The 20,914-nt window shown below is 40.7% G+C and carries 20 protein-coding genes; 12 read left to right on the top strand and 8 right to left on the bottom strand.

The genetic code is table 11. The features are described from left to right. Positions 1–47: 47 nt before the first annotated feature. The 7 genes from AB3N61_RS08440 to AB3N61_RS08410 all read left to right on the top strand — a co-directional run bounded on the left by AB3N61_RS08440 (position 48) and on the right by AB3N61_RS08410 (position 7,247). A complete protein-coding gene (locus AB3N61_RS08440) occupies positions 48–2,459 on the top strand; it encodes a SpoIIE family protein phosphatase (RefSeq protein ID WP_367899033.1) in 2,412 nt (803 codons plus the stop codon). 142 nt (positions 2,460–2,601) lie between these two features. Further along, entirely contained in the window at positions 2,602–2,937 is a 336-nt protein-coding gene (locus AB3N61_RS08435; RefSeq protein WP_020768422.1) for an LIC14007 family protein, read from the top strand. Positions 2,938–3,052: 115 nt separating this feature from the next. Further along, positions 3,053–3,523: an FKBP-type peptidyl-prolyl cis-trans isomerase gene (locus AB3N61_RS08430; RefSeq protein ID WP_020768513.1), complete on the top strand. Its 471-nt coding sequence runs from the start codon at positions 3,053–3,055 to the stop codon at positions 3,521–3,523. Between the two features lie 6 nt (positions 3,524–3,529). Then, entirely contained in the window at positions 3,530–5,521 is a 1,992-nt protein-coding gene (locus AB3N61_RS08425) for an ATP-dependent helicase (RefSeq protein ID WP_367899032.1), read from the top strand. Then, complete coding sequence (locus AB3N61_RS08420) at positions 5,475–6,278, top strand: SprT-like domain-containing protein (protein ID WP_020768208.1); 804 nt, start codon at positions 5,475–5,477, stop codon at positions 6,276–6,278. The genes AB3N61_RS08425 and AB3N61_RS08420 overlap by 47 nt, the downstream gene beginning before the upstream one ends. A 5-nt stretch (positions 6,279–6,283) precedes the next feature. Beyond that, positions 6,284–6,469: a hypothetical protein gene (locus AB3N61_RS08415; RefSeq protein WP_020768520.1), complete on the top strand. Its 186-nt coding sequence runs from the start codon at positions 6,284–6,286 to the stop codon at positions 6,467–6,469. Between the two features lie 232 nt (positions 6,470–6,701). After that, positions 6,702–7,247 carry a YceI family protein gene (locus AB3N61_RS08410; RefSeq protein ID WP_367899031.1) on the top strand — a complete coding sequence of 182 codons (546 nt, stop codon included), beginning with the start codon at positions 6,702–6,704 and terminating at the stop codon, positions 7,245–7,247. A 255-nt stretch (positions 7,248–7,502) separates the two neighbouring features. Here AB3N61_RS08410 and AB3N61_RS08405 read toward each other — a convergent pair whose 3' ends face one another. From AB3N61_RS08405 to AB3N61_RS08380, 6 genes are read right to left on the bottom strand one after another with little or no spacing between them, the layout of a single operon-like run. Continuing rightward, the gene (locus AB3N61_RS08405; protein ID WP_367899030.1) at positions 7,503–8,693 is read right to left on the bottom strand and encodes a VWA containing CoxE family protein; all 1,191 of its coding nucleotides are present in this window, start codon (positions 8,691–8,693) and stop codon (positions 7,503–7,505) included. 5 nt (positions 8,694–8,698) lie between these two features. Continuing rightward, positions 8,699–9,502, bottom strand: coding sequence for an AAA family ATPase (locus tag AB3N61_RS08400; RefSeq protein ID WP_020768455.1), 804 nt, complete (start codon positions 9,500–9,502; stop codon positions 8,699–8,701). Positions 9,503–9,504: 2 nt separating this feature from the next. Next, entirely contained in the window at positions 9,505–10,842 is a 1,338-nt protein-coding gene (locus AB3N61_RS08395) for a TldD/PmbA family protein (RefSeq protein WP_367899029.1), read from the bottom strand. Then, positions 10,842–12,224, bottom strand: a complete 1,383-nt coding sequence (locus AB3N61_RS08390) for a TldD/PmbA family protein (RefSeq protein ID WP_367899028.1) — start codon at positions 12,222–12,224, stop codon at positions 10,842–10,844. The genes AB3N61_RS08395 and AB3N61_RS08390 overlap by 1 nt, the downstream gene beginning before the upstream one ends. 51 nt (positions 12,225–12,275) lie before the next feature. Then, positions 12,276–12,695, bottom strand: a complete 420-nt coding sequence (locus AB3N61_RS08385; protein WP_020768204.1) for an HIT family protein — start codon at positions 12,693–12,695, stop codon at positions 12,276–12,278. Continuing rightward, the gene (locus AB3N61_RS08380) at positions 12,695–13,168 is read right to left on the bottom strand and encodes a hypothetical protein (protein ID WP_020768166.1); all 474 of its coding nucleotides are present in this window, start codon (positions 13,166–13,168) and stop codon (positions 12,695–12,697) included. The genes AB3N61_RS08385 and AB3N61_RS08380 overlap by 1 nt, the downstream gene beginning before the upstream one ends. A 66-nt stretch (positions 13,169–13,234) precedes the next feature. Between AB3N61_RS08380 and AB3N61_RS08375 the strand changes: the two genes are divergently transcribed. Further along, entirely contained in the window at positions 13,235–14,074 is an 840-nt protein-coding gene (locus AB3N61_RS08375; RefSeq protein WP_367899027.1) for a hypothetical protein, read from the top strand. A 63-nt stretch (positions 14,075–14,137) separates the two neighbouring features. Here the strand turns inward: AB3N61_RS08375 and AB3N61_RS08370 are convergent, their stop codons facing one another. Next, positions 14,138–14,281, bottom strand: a complete 144-nt coding sequence (locus AB3N61_RS08370; protein ID WP_367899026.1) for a hypothetical protein — start codon at positions 14,279–14,281, stop codon at positions 14,138–14,140. A 68-nt stretch (positions 14,282–14,349) separates the two neighbouring features. Between AB3N61_RS08370 and recA the strand changes: the two genes are divergently transcribed. The 4 genes from recA (at position 14,350) to AB3N61_RS08350 (ending at position 19,144) form a co-directional block, all read left to right on the top strand. Continuing rightward, the gene (recA, locus tag AB3N61_RS08365) at positions 14,350–15,438 is read left to right on the top strand and encodes a recombinase RecA (protein WP_036088836.1); all 1,089 of its coding nucleotides are present in this window, start codon (positions 14,350–14,352) and stop codon (positions 15,436–15,438) included. A gap of 123 nt (positions 15,439–15,561) precedes the next feature. After that, positions 15,562–16,575 carry an N-acetyl-gamma-glutamyl-phosphate reductase gene (gene argC / locus AB3N61_RS08360; protein WP_367899025.1) on the top strand — a complete coding sequence of 338 codons (1,014 nt, stop codon included), beginning with the start codon at positions 15,562–15,564 and terminating at the stop codon, positions 16,573–16,575. A gap of 6 nt (positions 16,576–16,581) precedes the next feature. After that, a complete protein-coding gene (locus tag AB3N61_RS08355; protein ID WP_367899024.1) occupies positions 16,582–18,510 on the top strand; it encodes an AMP-dependent synthetase/ligase in 1,929 nt (642 codons plus the stop codon). 4 nt (positions 18,511–18,514) lie between these two features. Then, a complete protein-coding gene (locus tag AB3N61_RS08350; protein WP_020768129.1) occupies positions 18,515–19,144 on the top strand; it encodes a phosphorylase in 630 nt (209 codons plus the stop codon). Here the strand turns inward: AB3N61_RS08350 and AB3N61_RS08345 are convergent, their stop codons facing one another. Then, on the bottom strand, positions 19,145–20,899 hold the full coding sequence (locus AB3N61_RS08345) for a patatin-like phospholipase family protein (RefSeq protein WP_020768479.1): 1,755 nt from the start codon (positions 20,897–20,899) through the stop codon (positions 19,145–19,147). It abuts the gene before it with no gap. Between the last annotated feature and the right edge of the window lie 15 nt (positions 20,900–20,914).

Genomic DNA, 20,914 nt, shown 5'->3' with positions numbered 1-20,914 from the left:
GTACGATCAGTACAATCGATTTCATACCGGTCTTCTTGGAGGCAGGTATGAAATCAAAATTAGGCATCTGCGTATTTTCCGTTCTGATCAGTATCGGAACAAACCTATTATTTCATTCTTTGGAATACGGAGAATGGATCCATTCAAGTCTATTCCCATCAAATAAAGGAACGGATCCATGTAAATCTTCCGTTTTTTTGGAATCCGGTTGGCAAGTTGCAGATCTTTCCGGCAAGAAGATCGGTACCTTTTTTTTGCCCGGTAATTTTTCCGGTTTAGGATATTCCGTTCTTCACATTTCCAAAACGATCCATTTCTCCGAAATTCCTAGCTGCGATATCGCTCTACTTCTTGGAAAAACTTCCGAAGGTACAAAAGTTTTTTGGAATGGAATCCTTCTTACCGAAAGAAGCGAGGAAAACAAGCAGTTTAATTTTAGTTATGATAAGAAGAAAATTTACAAGATCCACCAAGCTAAAACGGAAAACAGACTAGAAATTTTAGTTTCGGAATATTTTGAGAACGAACTCGGAATTTTAGAAGTAGTCCCAAATATTGGAAATCTAAAGGTGGTCCTCCGGAAACATTATACATTTCAGATCTACTATCTAATTCTCATCTCTACATTTCTAATACTCGGGATCTATTTGGTATTTCTCTCCATACAGGAAAAAAAACTAGGAACCCATTTCAACTTCGGGATATTTCTGATCCTTTTCTTTCAGTTTTCCTTTTTCGGGTCGGAATGGAAATACGAATTAGATTGGGACTTTCTCGTATGTAAAAAAGTGGAATATATTTCTTTAAGCTTTTTATTTCCTTTTTTTACGTTCTTCTTTTCTGACTTTTGCCGGGGTCGCCATTATCCATTCGAATTTCCATTGGCTTTATGGAGTGTATTTTTATCCTTTTTATTCGGATATTGCTCCAGTCCATTGGAATTAGACCAACTAAATCGTTCCCTCCTCCAACCCTCTTGGATCCTATACATCTGGATCATTTTTAAAAACTTAAGAGCAAGATCCGTACATCAAGATGGTGCCGGATTTTGGGGAGCCGTCTGTATTTTAGTCGTTTCTATTCTTTTGGATATTGCTTCCGCTCGGGCCTGGATCACATTTCCCAGAAGTTCGGAATATTCTATTCTGGGATTTTTATTATTCTGCTCTTTTCGGATTTCCAATAGATTTGTGGAAATGAAAAAGGAACTTCAAAGTTGGAACGTAAAATTACAGGAAGAAGTGAAAGTAAAAACAAAAGAATTACTCGAAAGCCTTACTTATGTGAGTAGCTTGAAGGAAAAACAAGACGGGGACTATTTCCTAATGAGTAGTATCCTACAATCTTGTTTTAAAAGTAAGATCGAGATCTTTGGAGACTTTAAAATCGAAACCTTGGTCTCTCAATTCAAAACATTCGAATTCAAATCTAAACCGGGAGAAATTGGCGGGGACATAGTGTGTCTAGAAGAGATCCGAATCGGAACGAGAACATTCTTAGCTATTCTAAATGCAGATGCTATGGGAAAATCGCTACAAGGAGCAACGGGCGCACTACTCGCCTACTCCATGTTTAAATCTCATATCGAGGTCTCATCATCCGGATATTATACTCCTGAAACTTGGATCGTCTCCTTATATGAAAAGATCCACCGGTTATTTCAAATTTTTGATGGAAACCTATTTGCAACCGGTATCCTGGCACTTTTAGATTCGGAAAATTCGTGTATCTTCTTTCTGAACGCCCAACATCCGCCTTCTATTCTTCTAAGGAACAATATTTCAGGATGTATAGAAAAAGAGACCTCTTACAAAATGGGGATCCCATTCGTAAAAGAGATCCCAAAAGTATATTGTATTTCTTTAAAGGAGAACGATTCTCTCATTTTCGGCTCAGATGGAAGAGAAGATCTGAGACTAAAAACAGGAACAAAAGAAATACGTTCTTTTTCAGAACCGTTCCTACTGGAAGTATCAAAAACAAAAGCGGATCTTTCCCTTTTAAAGACCAAAATGAATGTGTACGGTGATTATATGGATGATCTAAGTTTAGTCCGTATTATTAGAAAAGAAGATCCTAATAAAAAATCCAGAGATATATGGAAAGAGACTTCCAAGAGGAAAAAACTCCAAAAAGGGATCCTTTTATGGAAAAAAGGAGACAAGAAAATCGCTTGTGGTTTATTCGCCGAACTAAGTATAGACGATCCTACCGATACCGATCTGGCTTATATAACGGCTTGGGCGTTTTGGAAAACGGGAAAATTGGAGAAAGCTAAAACATATTCCGAAAAGCTTTTATATAGAGATCCTGAAAACCATCAGAATCTTGTACTATTAGCAAAAATTTATTTTCGACTAGGGATTTCGGATGTTATAATTTTGGACTTACTGGAGAGCTACGGATTGGACGTGCAAAGAATGTTCCGTCCAACAGATAATTCCAGAAAGGTTTCGTAAAACATTCTCTAAATGTTACGAAACATCCGATTTGTTTGTGGCGAAGAAATGCCAAAACTATTCTTTCCCGTTGACTTTTTGTGGGTATGTTTATAAATGGAAACCAAGTTTTCCTCTGGTTTTGGACGAGGAGTTGCCTAAAATGAAAGTATACTCAGCCGACAGAGTTCCAAACTCATCAGATTATAATCTATATGTAACGGAAGGCAATGCCAAAACCAGGCTTAGTTTATTCGAGCCTGATATTCCTGGGTATTTCGAATTAGCTGCAAATGATAAAGTACTAAAGTCTTTGGCATATACAGTTCTTCTAAATTATACTCAGGACAGGGAATTTGCTCTTAGGAATACCAATCGATTTTTGAATTTTCTAAGTGATATCGTTCACCGGGATTCGTGGTTCTTTTTAGCAAATCGTGTAGAACAGTTTATTAAGGATGTGGAGAATTTCGGAGTCGAAATTTCCTACGACTTTTAACCGATCCTCAAAAATCTGATTGTCCTGGGATCTTCCAAGAATATACTAACTTAAATCACGTGCCGGAACTTTCCTCCCTTACCCGTCAAGGGCTTAACCCCGGTTGGAGCAATAAATGAACCCAAGAGTAGTGACTTTTCACTATAAATTAACAGATAAAGAAGGAAACGAGATCGATTCTTCCCAAGGAAGCCATCCTCTTTCTTATCTGGAAGGAACCGGACAGATCATTTCCGGCTTAGAAGATGAAATCAAAAGTATGAATGCAGGAGACAAAAAAGTAATTTCTGTTTCCGCTGATAATGCTTACGGGCAAAAAAATCCGGAATTAGTTTTCGACGTACCGAAAAGTCAATTCCCGGAAGGCGAAGAATTGAGTATTGGAATGATGTTCCAAACCGACGAACCGGATACGGTTTATACGATTACAGATATCAAGGGAGAATCGGTGATTGTGGATGGAAACCATCCTTTAGCCGGCGTGGATCTGATCTTTGATGTTCAGATCATTAATATCAGGACTGCAACCGACGAGGAAGTGAGTCATGGACATGTTCATGGTGAGGGGGGACATCACCACCACTGATCTTCGATGGCTGCCTCCTTAGAGTCACTTAACGAAAAACAAAAGGAAGCTATCGAGACCCTTAACGGCCCGGTTTTAGTAATAGCCGGAGCCGGAACGGGTAAAACAAAAACAATCGTTCACAGACTCTCCCAATTGGTCGAATCCGGCATTCCAGCCGAAAATATCTTACTTCTCACATTCACTCGAAAAGCGGCAAAAGAAATGCTCTCCAGAGCGGTTTCTCTCTTAGACAAACGTTGTGCTAGAGTTCACGGGGGAACCTTCCATTCTTTCGGAAGTCATATCCTCAGAAAATATGCGCCTGTGCTTGGATTTTCCTCTCAGTTTTCCGTTCTGGATGAGTCGGATGTTTCTGATATTTTCCAACTTTTGAGAACGGAAGGAGAATATACAAAACAGAAGTCCAGATTCCCATCGAACGATACTTTAATCTCACTCCATTCTGCCATTATCAATCGCGGAAAAGTTTTGGAAGAACTATTAGAAGCGGAATATCCTAAATTTTTAGACCAAGAATCCGCTATTCGCAAAATTTTCCAGGAGTTCTCAGCCTATAAAAAGCAAAGATCCTTATTCGATTATGATGATCTTTTAATCTACACAAGGGACCTGTTGAATAAAAACGAAACGGTTCGCAAAAAAGTTTCGGAACAATACAAATACATTATGGTGGATGAGTTCCAAGATACGAACCAGATCCAAGCCCATATCGCTTGCCTACTCGCGTTGGATCACGAAAACATTTTGGTAGTAGGAGACGATGCACAAAGTGTATACTCTTTTCGGGGAGCGGATGTTAACGGAATATTCAATTTTCCGAAACTATTCCCAAAGACCAAAACGATCTATCTAGAAAGAAATTATAGAAGCACCCCATCCATTTTAAATCTGGCAAACGTGGTGTTGTCTAATTTTAGGGAAAAATACGAGAAATATCTATATACCAAAAACGAAGACTTTCTAAAGCCCATGCTAGTCGGATTTTCGGACGAATTGGATGAAGCGGAAGGAATTGCCGATCTCATTTTGGAAAGAAGAGAAGATGGGATCCCGCTAAAAGACATGGCGGTTCTTTTTAGATCCGGGTGGAATTCGAACCAATTGGAGTTAGTCTTATCTCAAAGAAATATCCCGTTCTTAAAATTCGGCGGGAAGAAGTTCGTAGAAAGCGCACATGCAAAGGATTATCTTTCTCTTCTAAAAATTAGGGAGAATAAGACGGATTCGGTTTCTTGGCTAAGAGTTTTACTTCTTTTGCCCGGGATCGGCGCCGCAAAAGCCAGATCCATTCTGACGGACCTGGAAAAATCGGGTGGAAATCTGGACCGGATCGTTTCCGAATCGAAAGGCTCCAATGCATCATATCTAAAAGAATTATACAATTTAATCAATGAATCCGAAAAAGATCTAAAAAAACTCTTAGGGAAATTCATAGATTATTATTCTCCTTTACTCGAAAAAAAATATGATGATTTCAAAAGAAGATTAGAAGACCTGAATGCATTTTTAACTCTTTCTCAAAAATATGAGACTCTCCACGAGTTTTTGGTGGATATGAGTTTAGAAGGTCCTAGTCGAAGTCTGGATAAAATTTCTCCGGAAGAAGAGGACGAACGATTGGTATTATCCACAGTCCATTCTTCCAAAGGATTAGAATTCGATACGGTCGTATTATTAAATGTCTCCGAAGGTTCCTTTCCTTCCGGACGAGGAGAAAAAAACTTAGAGGAAGAAAGAAGATTATTTTACGTGGGGATAACCAGAGCCAAGAAAAAATTAGTCCTCACCTACCCTCAGGTCTCTCAACAGAAAAATTCACAATATTTCAATCGGGTTTCCAGATTTATAGAAGAGATCAAGGAACCTGAGAACGTATTAGATAAAAGTTTTATCAGTAAAAAAGAGGAAACGAGCGGCCCTTCTTCCTCTAAAAACGACCAAAAACCAAATGATTCCGATGCCAGAAAAAGAATTAGAGAGTTTTTCGGTTCCTAATCTTATTCCCGACAGGAACTGGGATGAACTTTTGATTTCCAGTTGGGATTCTTTGAAAGTAAGGTCCAGACGTTTCAAAGACAGCAATATCCGATCCGTAGAACTTAAATTTTATCCGTACAAAAACGGAAATCACTCCGTATCCTATCGTAATGGGATCTTAAACGCCAAATTTCATACTTCCTTAATGGATGCCGGAGAAAAAACGATTTTCTCTTTTGTACATTTACTCATTTCCAAATTATTGGGACTCAAACCAAAACAGATCTGGAAGGAAGAAGTTGCGGATTTCTTAAATTCAATCCCCGAATCCGGACCTGGAAAATTCAAAAAATTGAGGGAAAACGGAGTTGTTTACGATCTAAAGATAATTTTGGAGGAAATTTCTTCTTCTTACTTTCCTAAAATGGATACAAAGCTACTTTCAATAGGCTGGGCGGATCGTTTAGGCAAAAGGAGACTGGGTAGTTACGAAAAACGAAATATGAATATAAGGATCAGTCCCATTCTGGACCATAAGGAAGTCCCGATCTTTGTTCTGGAGCATGTAGTACATCACGAAATCCTACATCATATTCTCCCCACTCGGATCAAAAACGGGCAGAACTCCATTCATAGTCCCGAATTTAAACGTAAGGAAAAAGAATACGTTAGATACAGAGAGGCAATAAATTGGTTGAAAACAGAATATCCCAAGTTTCTAATGAAATACCAGAAAGAGATCGGCTTTAGGCTTAAATCAGAATTTTACGGATAAACTTTATGCATCCGAACCATTTCGAAACTGTATATATTCGCAAAAACGTAATAGAAGAAGAACTTTCCAAACTTCTAAAAGAATTTTCAGGGTTAACATACAAGTCCCTTTCCGACTATGATAAGGGAGTTTTTGACGGATATACGCAGGCTGTAACGGAAGTATTAAAAAAAGTCCAAAGTAAAAGATAGTTCGAAGCGCCTAAGTTTTGCGAGGAACTATAGGAAAGATCCGCATTCTCAAAATCCGGGAACAAACGACCTTCTTTTGGATCTTTTTTTATTCCTCAATATAATTGATTCATTCCTTTATATTTTTCTTTCAAATTAATGATTTTCTTTTCTGAAATCTGCCTTAAGACTCGGGTAGAATATTGCGGATTTTCATATTTCTATCGCAGGTTTATTTTTAGGAGCAATCTACATGCCTAATCTATTTCTTTTTTTAGTTTTATTTTTCTTAAGTGTTTCTTCCGTGTTTTCGGAAGAATTAAAACTACAGGAATCCCAGATCAATTTTATAGCAATCCATCCGTTTAAAACCGTTTATGGAAAATGTTCGGGGACTACGATACGTCCTACAACTTTGACCCAAGGGCCTAGTGGTTTACAAATCCCTAAACTTATAAAAATCGAGATACCGCTAAAGGAGATCAAATCCGGAGACTCGGACCGTGACGAGCATATTATCGAATCTTTAGGATATCCGACTATCACAAATATTAGTTTTACAAGCACCTCTATCACTGCGAAAGAAAACGAATGGACGATCACCGGAAACTTGACCGTCAAAGGAAAAACCAAAACCGTTAAATCAGTGGCAACAATTCAAAAAGAAGGACAAGAGACGATTTTTTCCGGAACATTCCAGGTCTTGATGAGCGATTTTGATGTGGAAAGACCCAGTCTATTATTTGCAACCGCAAAGGACGAGGTTACTATTGAATATAAGTTTAAAGTCCGACCTTAATCATTAAAAGTAATAGATGTCGGGCTACAGGAGCAAAGCGACTATAGTCCGACCTTAAAGATAGACTGATTATAAATAACCGAGTCGGGCTACAGGAGCAAAGCGACTATAGTCCGACCTTAAAGATAGACTCATTAATAATAATAGATGTCGGGCTTCAGGAGCAAAGCGACTATAGTCCGACTTTAAAAAATAGACTCATTAATAATAACCGATGTCGGGCTACAGGAGCATAGCGACTATTCAAAACTTTAATTATCTTTTTCCGAGAAGTTCTCGGATCCCTTCTTCTAGTCCGTCTACGCTTAGAAAGAACATGGGGAAAATTTTTTTCAGTTCATAAATTGTTGGTGCATCCCAGTATCGTTTCGGCTCGGGATTCATCCAGATCGTGTTGCTAAAATGCGATTTTATCCTTTTAAAACTGTCTAGTCCCGATTCGGGATGTTCAGGAAGTCTGGTTTCTTGTCTAAATCTGGAATGATAAAAGCCGTAAGCCGGATCCAAGAGTTCGTAGGGAGCCATGTATGCATCTCCCACTATGATGAGCTTTGTATCATCCTTATGTTTTTTAAAAAGATTTTTCAGAGGAATCGGATATCTCAAATCTCCCTTCGGATACACGGAATCGTAAACGGAATTATGAAAATAATAATGTCCGAATTCCTTAAAATGATTCATTTGGTGGGCTGCCGAAAAAAGTTTACTCACTCGTTCCGCATAAGGAGTCATACTCCCGCCTGTATCCATTAAAAGTAGTACTTTGATCCCGTTCTTTCTAGTACGATCGAATACAAGTTCTGGATCTCCCGCATTCTTACAGGTAGCATCCACGGTTTTAGGGAGATGAAATTCAGGAATTCCTTCCTTTCTTAAATTCCGGAGTTTTTTAAGTGCGATCTTGATCTGTCGAACATCCAACTGCTCGTCCGTTCTGTAGTCCTTGTATTTTCTTTCCATCGCCTGGAAAATCGCGGATTTACCCCCACCTTCTCCGCCAATGCGGACCCCGCCAGGGTTTACACCGGAATGACCGAAAGGAGAACTTCCTCCTGTGCCGATCCATTTATTTCCGCCATGATGTTCCCCTTTTTGGTTCCGGAGCCTATCCAAAAACTCTTTCCAGAGTTCTTCCGGAGAGATCATGCCTGGTGGAAGTTTATTCGGATTTTCGAATATATTAGATAGCCAATCCATCATTTCCTTACGGAAAGATTCTTTTAGAACTCCTCTTTCTCCGAAGAGTTCGGTGAATACAAGATCGAACGCGTCGTAGTATTTAACGTCTTTTACGAGACAAAGTCTGGAAACTCTATAGAATTCGTTTAAAGAGAGAAATGTTTTGTTTCGGGTAAGTGCCTCAGTCGCTTTGAGAAAATCCAGGAGTTCCACAGTGGAGATCGGGACTCCTGAAGATTTCAGTCTGTAGAAAAACGGGAAAAACAAAACATTTATCTGAACAATTTCAGATCCTCTTCATTCTTTACAAGAGCGCCTATATAAGGTATCCTTCCGTCTTCCGGAGGTTTTGCACCCATGTGAATTAGAATTTGGATCCAATCCAGTAGTTCGCTTGTGCCAGGCTTTTTTTTCATATCATCCATGGTTCGGATCACATAGAAGGATTCGAGCGCCCTTTTCAAAAGGGAGGATTCGATCTTCGGAAAATGAGACGATACAATATCCGCCATAAAAGCAGGTTCCGGAAAATCGATATAATGAAAGATACATCTTCGCAAGAATGCCGCCGGAAGTTCTTTTTCATTATTGGAAGTGATGAGCGTTAAAGGTCTATGGACCGCTTTGATCTTACGACCCGTTTCTTGGATTACAAACTCCATTCTGTCCAATTCTAAAAGTAGATCGTTCGGGAATTCTATATCCGCCTTATCTATCTCATCGATTAATACTACGGAAGGTTCGTTCGCGGAAAATGCCTCGCCTAAGGCCCCCAATCTTATATAATTTTCGATATTGCGGACCTTCTCCTTGTCTTCCGTAAATCTGGAATCGTTCAACCGAGAAACGGCATCATAAAAATATAAACCTTCTTTGGCAAGCGAGGTGGATTTTACATGCCAAGAATATAATTTTTTTTTGGTTTTGAACGAAAGATAATCCGCTAAAAGGGATTTTCCAGTTCCGGGTTCCCCTTTTAATAATAGGGGTCTTGCTGTGATCTCGGCAACTTGGACCGCTTCCTCTAATTCTCTGGAAAGTAAGTATGTTTCGGGTTTATTTCTTTCTTCCGACATGATTAACCTGCTATGTGAATTTCCGAGATCAAAATATCAGGGATCTTGATAGAAGAGTAACTGTCAGAATATTCGTTTGATATCCCTTGGATCTTATGAAGTAAATCGAAATAATTCGTATTCATCGTGATACGGTCCACTGCATGTTCCGGCTTTCCGTTTTTATAATAGATCCCTTGGATCCCGATGGAAATTTCTCCGGAAACCGCGCTGCAACCTGCTCCACCTTCCAACTTAGTCACTAAAATACAATGAGAATCGGATGCTAATAATTCTTCCCTTGTCTTATTTCCCAAAGGAACGATCATATTGGAAAAAGAAGTGCCAGCTCTTCCTGAATAAGAACGAACACCATGACCCGTAGGAGACACATTGTCCTTTTTGGCGGATTCTAAATTATATAGATACGATTTGAGTACCCCATTTTCCAAAACCTTTGTGCGTGCGGATGTGGGAATTCCTTCCGCATCCACCAAACGGGAACCCGGATAATCGGGAGTATGAGCTTCACAATAAAGACTTAATATAGGAGAAGCAACTTCGCTACCCAGTTTTCCGACCAAACGAGAGGAACCTTTTTGGACCGCGTCCGCAAAATAAGGAGAGGAGAACATCCCGAATATCTGGGGACTGATACGATTTCCTAAAAGGATAGTATACACACCGCTGGAAAGAGGTTTTGCCCCTAAGAGTTCCGTCCCTCTATTTGCTGCTTCCTTTGCGATGTACGATGGATCGAACTTAGAAATATCTCTGCCGGAGCGATAATAACTTCCCATCTTCTTGATATCACCTTCCGCAACTACAAGCCCGGTCCCACAATAGGCCACATTCGATTCTTTTTTAACGAATACACCGTTCGAATTTGCAATCAAACTTTGGGTGGAACTTTTTCCGACACCTACATGCGGAACATTCTCCACTCTTTTATCGGACTCCCAAGAGGCGTGGTCCAAAGCCTGGCCTAATTCTCTCATCCAGGAAAAATCCAATTTTTCTAATTCGGAATTATAATGTTTTAGATCCACTTCCGCCAAAGGTTTTGGTCCCGGCAATTCCATGTCCAGAGGATCCGTGATCTCTGTCTGGTCCATGGCATCTCTTATCATCCGGGAAAGAGCTTCTTTACTAAAACGTTCACTGTAAGAATATCCCGGGCGAGAATTATTGAGAACCCGAATACCTACTCCTCGAGAGCGAGAGGTTTCCGTGGAAACAATCCTTCCTTTGAAAACTTCGATCCCGATATCTTCCGAGTCTGTGGCAATCAGATCGAAGGAATCGATTCCGTATCTTTTTCCTTCCTCCAATACGAATCCGGCTGCTTGTTCCAAATCCATTATCTTCCCCCCACTAGGATCTCATCCACTTTGAGTGAAGGTTGTCCAACGGTAACAGGAATTGATCCGGAAGAAGCACCACAGGTCCCCGCGGCCAATTCCAAGTCTTTTCCTACCATGGAAATTTTAGGAAGAATTTCATGACCTTTTCCGATCAGGGTGGCTCCTCTTACAGGCTCGGAGATCTTTCCATTTCGGATCACATAACCTTCTTCCACCGCAAAATTGAATTCTCCTGTGGCCGGGTTTACGGAACCTCCGCCCATTCTTTTTGCATAAAGTCCGAAATCCACGGAGGCAAACATTTCCTCCAAGGAATCATTTCCTGCTTCGATATACGTGTTTCTCATTCTGGAAACAGGTGCATACTGGTATGATTCTCTTCTACCGCTTGCGGTTCTTGGCGAACCTGTTTCCATGGATCCGATCTTATCTGCTAGATAAGCCTTTAAAATTCCGTTTTCGATCAGAAGTGTTTTTTGTGTAGGCATTCCCTCGTCGTCTACTTTCAAGGAACCATACTGTTCTTCTAACGTACCATCGTCATACGCAGTCAGACAGGATCCTGCGATTTGTTCTCCCAGTTTTCCAACGAAGGGAGAAGATTTTTTCCGTATTGCTTCCGTCTCCAAAGGATGACCGCATGCTTCGTGGAAGATTACTCCACCAAAACCGTTGCCCATTACAACAGGCATTTTTTTACCTTCTATATAACCGGCATCCAACATAAAGAGAGCTCTTTCTCCCGCTTTCCTAGCTAGATCTTCTACAGGTAATCCTTCGAAAAATTCGAATCCCTTAAGAGCCCCCGGAGATTCGCTTGCTACGAATCTTTCTCCCTTATTTTCGGCCGTGACAGAGAGAAAAAATCTACTTCTGACTCTTAGGTCTTCTACCCAAAGCCCTTCCGAGTTAGCAATCAGAACATTCGTAACTATATCGGAAGCGCTCACCCCTACTTGTATGATCTTAGAGGAAACTTTTCTTGCGACTGAATCCGCAGTTTGTAGAAGTTCCAACCTTCTGAAAGGAGGAACCTTTCTTGGATCATGAATATTCTTAGAAAAAGAATATTTGGAAATATCTCCCGGAAGTGTAAATACTCCCGAGCCATCGGTTACTTCTCCGCGAGAATCCGCGAGCAAGTGTATTAAAGAAAGTAAATGTTGTTGGTCATCATTGCTTGTATATGCATACAATACGTCTGTTCCGTACACCAATCGGATCCCGATCCCATAATCGGTTGCGGCAAGTGATTGTTCTATTTTTTGGTCTCTGAGTGCTATGGAAGAATTTCTGGATTCTTCTTCATAAATTTCGACAAAGTCCGCTTTTCTTTTTTTACCGGCGTCGATCAGAGTTTCTATATTGGATTGATTCATAACCTTTTACTTTAGACAGAAATTTTTTGATAATGACGGAAGGAAAAAGGCTCATTCGAATGTAGGGAATGGTATCCCGACCGGAGCCGAAGCCAAACCTTCCAACGCTAATCGGATATACTCCGGTCCTTTGATATCTTCATATCTCGGAACAAGATGAAAATGCATATGTGCCACTTTTTCCGCGATCAAGACGGTATAAATTTTGGGAGGAGAATATTTCTTTTGGATCCAATCGGTCGCAAAAGAAAATGTTTCTCCTAAGTCCTGGAACTCTTTAGAGTCCCAGTCCGAATATTTTTCTCTATGGGAAATCGGTTCGATGTATAGATAGCCCGGGATTTTTTTATCTTCAGGAGCATGTCGGATGATAAAGGAAGAATTTTGGTGAATGAAACCTGGGATCTTTGTCCCACGCAATACGGAACAAATAGGACAATCCGGAGAAACGACCAATGTCCTATGGGCCATTATACCCCACTGCCTTGAGAAAGATAAGATTTGTATTTTTCGTACACTCTAAGGATATAATCCTTATCCGAACAAAAACGAATGATACAACGATAGAAATGATATCTTTCCAAATCCTTTCTTTCCCCATTCTCATCCACCTTATATTCTTTCAATAAGGACTTTAACATTCCCAAAAACATGGACCTTTCCTTTTGATTGTATCCATCTTGGGAATAACGCACACCTTCTAAAATATTCACGAATTTTTCAGCAGATGCTTGGAGCGCATTCGGAGAAGAAAGAAATTCGGATCTTTCCTCCGGAGAAAAAGTGGAAAGATAATCATGGAATAATGTGAGTTGAATCGCCTCTACTAAGGATTGGGTTTTCGCCTTTGTTTCGGTATAAAACGGAGTATGAATGCTGTATTCCACAAAATCCTGCCAGGAAGATTTAGTGGTTTGGATTTTGTGTAGTTCTTGGAGGCTCATATTTTTAAAGCTTTTCAGCTCAGGGTTTTCGATTATGGTTTGAGTATTACAGGATAAAAGCCATCCATGTCAAAGGTTTTCCGATTCTTCTTTTTGCTTTTCTTTCTTCCCTATCCCTTAAGCCTTAGTGCTTCCGAAAAATCCACGGATGAGTTTTGGAATTCATTCTTAATATGGGCCGGACATCCAATTTTAGCCGAAGAAAGGATCATTCGCAATCTAAGTGCCGAATATATAGCCGAATTGAAAAAAGACTCCGAGCAAAGTTTGGATTTGTTTCTCAAAACCGATCTAAAACCGGACAAAAAACAAAAACTTGGATTGGAAAAACTAAAAAAAGATCTAGAAAGCCTAGACAGATTCGAAGGAGTTCAAATCCGATTCCCCGGAAAAGAATGGGAGACCCTATTTTACGATAAGGGAAATTTCCCGGATTCTTATTTTGAATTCGAGACAGGCCAGGTCTCAATTAGATATATTTTCCGAAGTTTACCCTATCGCCCTTTACCTAAATGGGGAGAGTTAAAACTACAAGGAAGCTTTCTACTCTATTCCGAATCGGGGGCACTTTTATTATACAAAACGATCCCTGATTTTCCCATCAAGGATTTGGATATCGGAGAGATGCATACATATTTCGAAGAAGACAAAAAACGCGGTGGAAATGTAAAAAACTTTTCCGAAAACAAAACGGAACTCTTCTATTTCCCCAATCATAATCTTTCAGCATTCTATATATTACTTCTCTCTAAAATACTCCTAGTATTGGCTTCTTTTATTATATTTATATTATATGCCAGAAGGTTCTGGAAATTCCTTTTAGAGCAAACGAGAAGAAGCCATAAGGCGGAAATCACGTTTTTGACCGATAAGGAGAAGAGCGAGAAGGGATTTTTGTCCGATTAAGCCTAGATTTTTCGGGCTAATTTCACTACAACTCCATTTGCTATACATATATTTGTATTTTTTTCACGCCTGACCGAATTTTTTGGGTGACATAAGAGAGATTTTAACGGAAACTTTTCCCAGGGAATCGGAAGGTTTTTTAGATCTGACCTGGAATTTGTCCGGGACTAAGAGTATCCTTCCTATTAGAAAAGATTGGATTCCCATAAAAAAAGTACACGCAGTTTTATCTGAGGGGGAACCGGGTCTTGGCAAGAGAAGGAGCTAAAGAATCCATGAAAAAGCAAAAAGAAGAAGCACAGGGTTTGGACGATTCCAAACGCCAGGCAATTGATCAGGCAATGACCCAAATCGAAAAACAATTCGGTAAGGGCTCTATTATGCGTTTAGGAGCCGCATCCGCAAGCATAGTTGCCCCTGTGATCCCTACCGGGTCCTTAGATTTGGATATCGCCCTAGGTGTGGGTGGATATCCATTAGGAAGGATCGTTGAAATCTATGGTCCAGAGTCTTCCGGTAAAACTACCCTAACCCTTTCTGCAATTGCCGAATGCCAAAAAAGAGGCGGCGTCGCCGCATTTATAGACGCAGAACATGCCCTAGACCCTGCTTATGCAAAAAAACTAGGAGTGAATCTCGAAGAGTTACTTGTTTCTCAACCGGATAACGGAGAAGAAGCATTAGAAATCTGTGAGTCGTTAGTTCGAAGTAACGCGATCGATATCGTGGTACTGGATTCGGTTGCAGCATTGGTTCCAAAGGCAGAGATCGAAGGCGATATGGGAGATTCCCATATGGGTCTGCAAGCAAGACTTATGTCTCAAGCGCTTCGTAAACTGACCGGAACCATTTCTAAGTCCAAAACGGTTGTGGTATTCATCAACCAGATCCGTATGAAGATCGGAGTTATGTTCGGTTCTCCTGAAACTACCACCGGTGGAAACGCATTAAAGTTTTATAGTACGATCCGTTTGGATATTCGTAAGATTGAAACCTTAAAAGAGAAGGAAGAAGCCACAGGAAACAGGGTACGTGTAAAAGTTGTAAAAAACAAAATGGCACCTCCTTTCCGTCAGGCGGAATTCGACATAATCTTTAACACCGGAATTAGTCGAGAAAGTTCTCTCGTTGACTTGGGCGTAAAACACGACATTATTAGCAAATCCGGGGCCTGGTATTCCTATAATACGGAAAAGATAGGCCAAGGAAAAGAAGCTGCTAAAGAATATCTAAAATCGAATCCTGAAATCGCCTTCCAAATAGAAAATATGGTAAGAGATCTGAACGGATTACCTCCTTTAGCACCTGACGGAAAATTACCACCTGCTCAACCGTCAGAAGAAGTCCAAAAAGCAGCAGGCTAATTACTACTGGCTTTCTTTTTAGAAACCATTGACCGCCGGATGAAACCTCATCCGGCGTTTTTTTATTCCAAGCCTAGTCCCGATTTTTAGGATTGTTTCAAACGTTAGTCAAAAGGAAAACTCATGTCAGAGATCAGCATCATCGGAGCAGGCGGATTTACGGGAAAAGAATTATTAGGACTACTCGCCTGCCATCCAAAATACAAAGCGGTGCATGTGACTAGTGATAAACTTGCAGGCAAATCTCTTTCAGAAGTTTTTCCGGATCTAATTGCTCCAAAAGATCTCATTTTTAAAAAACATGAGGATGAGGTTCCGAAAGGTTCGCTAGTAGTTCTTGCAGTTCCTAACGATGCTTCCTTAGAGCTTACTCCCAAATTCCTGGACAAAGGCCATAAAGTAATCGATCTTTCCGGAGTATACCGGCTTCATAACCAAGAAAAATTCGAAACGAACTATAAGTTAAAACATACGAGTTTTTCTCTCACTGCCAAAGCGGTTTTCGGAATTCCGGAGATATTTAGAGAGAGACTAAAAGGTGCGGACTTCGTTTCCAATCCTGGCTGTTTCTCCACTTCCGTAATCTTAGCATTGTATTTTTTGGGTAAGCTTAGAAAAGAGCTCAAACCGAGGATTGTCGCTGATTGTAAATCGGGGATCAGCGGCGCCGGAGGAAGAGTAGAAGACGGAGGATTTTCCTTCAATGGTGTATACGAAAACTTCAGGGCTTACAAAATTTTAACCCACCAGCATGAACCGGAAATCCAAGAGTATTGTTTTACCGGATCCGGACTCTTAGAACCCGAAATTTTATTCGTGCCTCATTTACTTCCTGTGTATCGAGGAATTCTATCCACGATCTATCTAGAGGCTAATTCGGAAAATCTGCCTTTTTTAGAGACTCTTGCGGAAAATTCTAAATCGGAGCCTTTTATCCGGATCAGAAAAACTCCGGAAGAGATTGATCTCGCAAAAGTGCAACATACCAATTTCCTGGATATAAGCCTGAGGCAAAGAGGAAAGAATGTCACAATCGTTTCGGCCTTAGACAACCTAATGAAGGGAGCGGCGAGCCAAGCGTTACAAAATATAAATTTAATGTTGAACGAGCCGGAAGCTCTGGGTTTACTTCCCTAATTCTCAATGGAAAAAAGAAGTATCTATCATCTTGTCAGAGACTCTTGTATCCATTACAAGGATAGACCCTTCCAATGGATCTGGGATGAAAAAGTAAAAAGTTTCTCCGGAATCTCTTATTCGGAATGGTTTTTGAATCTAGAAAATCTTTCGGGGTTTTTCAGACAAAAAAATCTAGGCAAAGGGGATAAGGTAGGCTTATTTTGCGATAACCGAACAGAATGGGCATTATGCTCCTTCTCCGTAATGTGTTCCGGCGGCGCGGATGTCCCCAGAGGATGTGACGCAAGCGAGGAAGAGATATTTTACATCCTCGATCATACCGAATCTAAGATCACGTTCATAGAAAAAGAACAAACCTTAGTTAAACTTGGAAAAATCCTAAACAGATTAAAACATCTTGAAACCGTAATTCTTATCGAAACCGAGGAAAATTTTGCTTCATTGCCAAAATTGAAATCAGCCTATCCTAAAATCGAATTTATAGATTTGGAAACGGCGATCGCTCAGGGAAGAACCTGGGTCGAAAAAAAAGGAAAGTCACTTCTTCATTCAATCGGGGAATCCTTAAGCGAGAACGATATTGCCACGATTATCTATACTTCCGGAACCACAGGAGTTCCAAAGGGTGTGGTCTTAAAACACAGGTCTTTTACCTGGACGATTGACCAGCTGCAACAATTCGTGCCTGCAAATTATTCGGATCGAGTGGTAGTGTTCCTTCCACCATGGCATATCGCGGAAAGAATATTAGAAACCGCACTTCTTTCTTGGGGGGCCTCCCTCGCCTGCTCTAATGTTTCTCAACTAACCAGAGATTTCGAGATCATCAAACCTACGGTTCTTGTTTCAGTTCCTAGAGTCTGGGAGGCTTTATACCGGAGGATCTGGGACAAGGTTTCCAAATCCTCTCCTATAAAACTAACCATTTTTAAACTAGCAGTTCGGATCGCTGAGACCTATAATTCTCTTTTGGATACTATCACCGGTAATTATTCGGAAACGGAAGAGGAGAATAAAGAAGAGAAGTTAACCGACACATTGGTTGCTACCCTCCTTCTTCCTATCTTTTATTCCCTGAATCTTGTAGCTCAAAAAGTTCTCGCACCGGTCCGAGCCCTATTCGGCGGACAATTGAGATACGCATTCTGCGGAGCCGGAGCAATGCCTCCTAAGATCCAATTTTTCTTTCGCTCCATGGGAATTCCGATTATAGAAACTTATGGGATGACTGAGACTACCGGTATGGGAGCCTTAGGAAGTTTCCCAATCCCAAAAACCGGCTCGATTGGACCCGTATTTCCAGGTGCACATATCAAATTAGTCAATGAACAAAACGTAGTGGTTTCCACACCGGGAGACAAAGGGATCGCTTGGCATAAGGGTCCTCATGTGACCGCAGGCTACTACAAAAATATGGAACTGACCCAATCCAATTTTTCGGATGGATGGTTTAACTCGGGTGACTTATTTGTTTGGACCAAAACCGGCGAATTAAAATTTGCTGGGAGAGCAAAAGACACAATCGTTCTTTCGTCAGGAGAGAATGTGGAACCGGAACCTATCGAAGGAAAAATTTTAGAAACCGGTTGGGCCCTGACTGCAGTTGTTCTTGGCCAAGACCAAAAGTTTTTGGCGGTTTTACTTGTGCCTGATTTTTCTAAACTCAGGGATCATTTTTCCGACCAAGGAATCCTTCTGCCGAATGATAATTCGACACTCGTGAAAGACCAGAGGGTGATTAAGTTTTACAAGGAACTGATCAAAAAGACGATCTCCGAAAAGAACGGATTTAAAAATTTCGAAAAAATAGTCGAGTTTCGCCTTTTAGACAAGGAGTTCGAAAAAGGAAAAGAACTGACCGAAACCATGAAAGTGAAAAGAAATAAGGTTGCAGAACTCTATGCAGATCTGATAAAAACGATCTTTCTTTAACCAGATGAGCGACCTTAAAATCCAGGACATCCTTTTCTGCGCGGCTTTCGCAGGAGAAATAGACAAATTAAAATCGGATCCTCGGATCCACACCTTCGAGGCAGGCATTGGAGAATTGGAAGCCGCCATTAATCTCCAGAAATATCTCTCGGATCCTTCTAACTGGAAACCTAAAGCGATTTTCGGGATAGGATCCGCAGGAGTTTATACCTGGATCCCACGAAAAGATTGGGAAGGTAAATTCGGAATTTCAAAAGTATTCGCAAACTATCAGATCGCCTTCCTTGATAAAAAGATCAGACTTCCTGAAAGTATGACTTTTAAATACGAGTTCCCCGACCTAAAATTCCCGTTCGATGGTAACGATTTTGTAGAATCCGCTACCAACGGAACCGGTTCCGTTACTTTGGAAGATTTGAGTCCTCGCGCTATGGAGAGGATCAAGGTAGAAGGTTTAGGTTTCGAGAATATGGAAGCTTTCGGTCTGGCAAAAGTTTGCAATCTTTTTAATATTCCTTTCGGGACCGTATTTGCACTTACGAATAAAGTTGGCCCAAAAGGAAGCGAAGAATGGAAACTTTCCTGGAGAAAACATTCCGATAAGCTCCAGGAAAAGATACTTAGCTATCTCTGACTATTTTTCTGAAGGGAAGAATAGTTTACGAATATCCCCGATTGCTGCTTCCGTTTCCAATTCCCCCTTCTTTATAATTTCCTTGTATTTTCCGAAATCTGTAAAAGCGAATTCTTCTATATGTAAATTGATAAAAAGATCCATCTTTTCCTTTCTCAATTTAGTGATCTCTCTTCCTTCTAGTGTGATGGCTCTGGCCATGATCTTCAGGATCGGAGGATACGTAATATCTTCCCAAAGATTTTTGAAGAAGGATTTTCCGGTTACCTTTCTATCCTCCAAAAGTCGAACAATGCCCTCGTCTCTAAGTGGGGAAACATTCACGGATAGGATGACATCGGCTCCTTTTTTTCGGATCAGGTTTTCGGGAACATTATTAATCACGCCTCCGTCTATCAAAAGATGATCTCCTTTGAATACAGGAGGAAACATCCCGGGCAAACTCATTGCAGCCGCAAGCGCTTCCCAGATGGGTCCTTGGTCCATAACATATTCTTGTCCGCTATGAAGATCCACTGCGGAGGTCGCAAACGGGATCTTTAGATCTTCTATCAATTGGGTTCCGAATGCATCCTTTAACATTCGAAGCATTCTTTTTCCTTTAAAGAATGAGATAAGCGGTATAGTAGGATCGAAAGGTTTTTCTATTCCGCCGAAAAACTTCCCGATCATTTTGAAGATGGAGTCGGTGCTTTCTCCCCTCGCATAAAGCGCTCCGATCACAGCACCGAAAGAAGAACCGCTCACAAAATCGAAACGGATCCCCTCTCTCTCCAAAACTTTCAAAAGACCTACATGAGCAAGGGCTCTCGCACCTCCTCCGCCCAATGCAAGCCCGCGGGTCCTAGACACCAAATATCTGGCGAATGTTTCCCCCTTATAAAATATTTTTTGATTCGCGGATTCTTCATGTTTTCTTAATCCGTTTTCGGAAACAATGATACGAGAAGTCCTTCCGGAAAAGTTTCGGATGCGTGGTTCCCAATAACCGAGGATTTCGTTTTTCTGCTTTAGATTTCTTTCCGGTTTTTCTTCCCAGAAGACGATCTGATCGCATTGTTGTACTAACTTATCTAGCTCCGGTTGGATCACCGGGTTCTTAAAATAAAGATGTAGTATGGAAGACTTTTTTCTAAGTCCTGCGATTGTTCGGATCATGTCGGAAACCGATTTTCCTTTAAACGTATCCATTCTCAAAAGAGAAACATGACCTTCGTGGGATTTTCTCCCGTTATCGACTATGGATTCCAAATGGATCTTAAAATCTTCTACTTCTTCTATAGGGATATGGCATACAAGTCTTCTGGAAGTATGGACGGGGCTGGAAGAATCTTCCATCACCTCTCTCATTCTCATTCCCATCAGCCTCATTAAGTTTTGGGAAAGTATTCTTTCTTTAGCGGCTAATTTTAGAAAATATTCACCATCCAAAACATACAATAATGTATCCAGTATCGCGGTTGCCGAACCTGTATGAGCCGTCCTTGTAAGAACACTATTCTCTGCGAATACGTCGCCTTCTCCCAGATATCGAACCGTTTTGCCTGCCTCGCCTAAGGTAATCATCACCTCGCCATGTCGGATTAGGTAGAGTTCCTTGGAGATCTCTCCCTTATAATAAAGGACAGTGTGATTATGGATATTTCGTTCTTCTATGTGACCATAAAGTAAGACTAGTAATTTTCTCGGGAGACCCTTGAACAAGGGGATAGACGCTAAAAATTGCAACGCTTCCGGAGGAACTATTTTTTTCATGCGGGCAAAATCCTA

This window comes from Leptospira sp. WS58.C1 (genome assembly GCF_040833995.1).
GTDB classification, from domain to species: domain Bacteria; phylum Spirochaetota; class Leptospiria; order Leptospirales; family Leptospiraceae; genus Leptospira_B; species Leptospira_B cinconiae.
The sequence above is the reverse complement of the archived record's forward strand: the minus strand, read 5'-3'. Positions and strand labels throughout refer to the sequence as shown.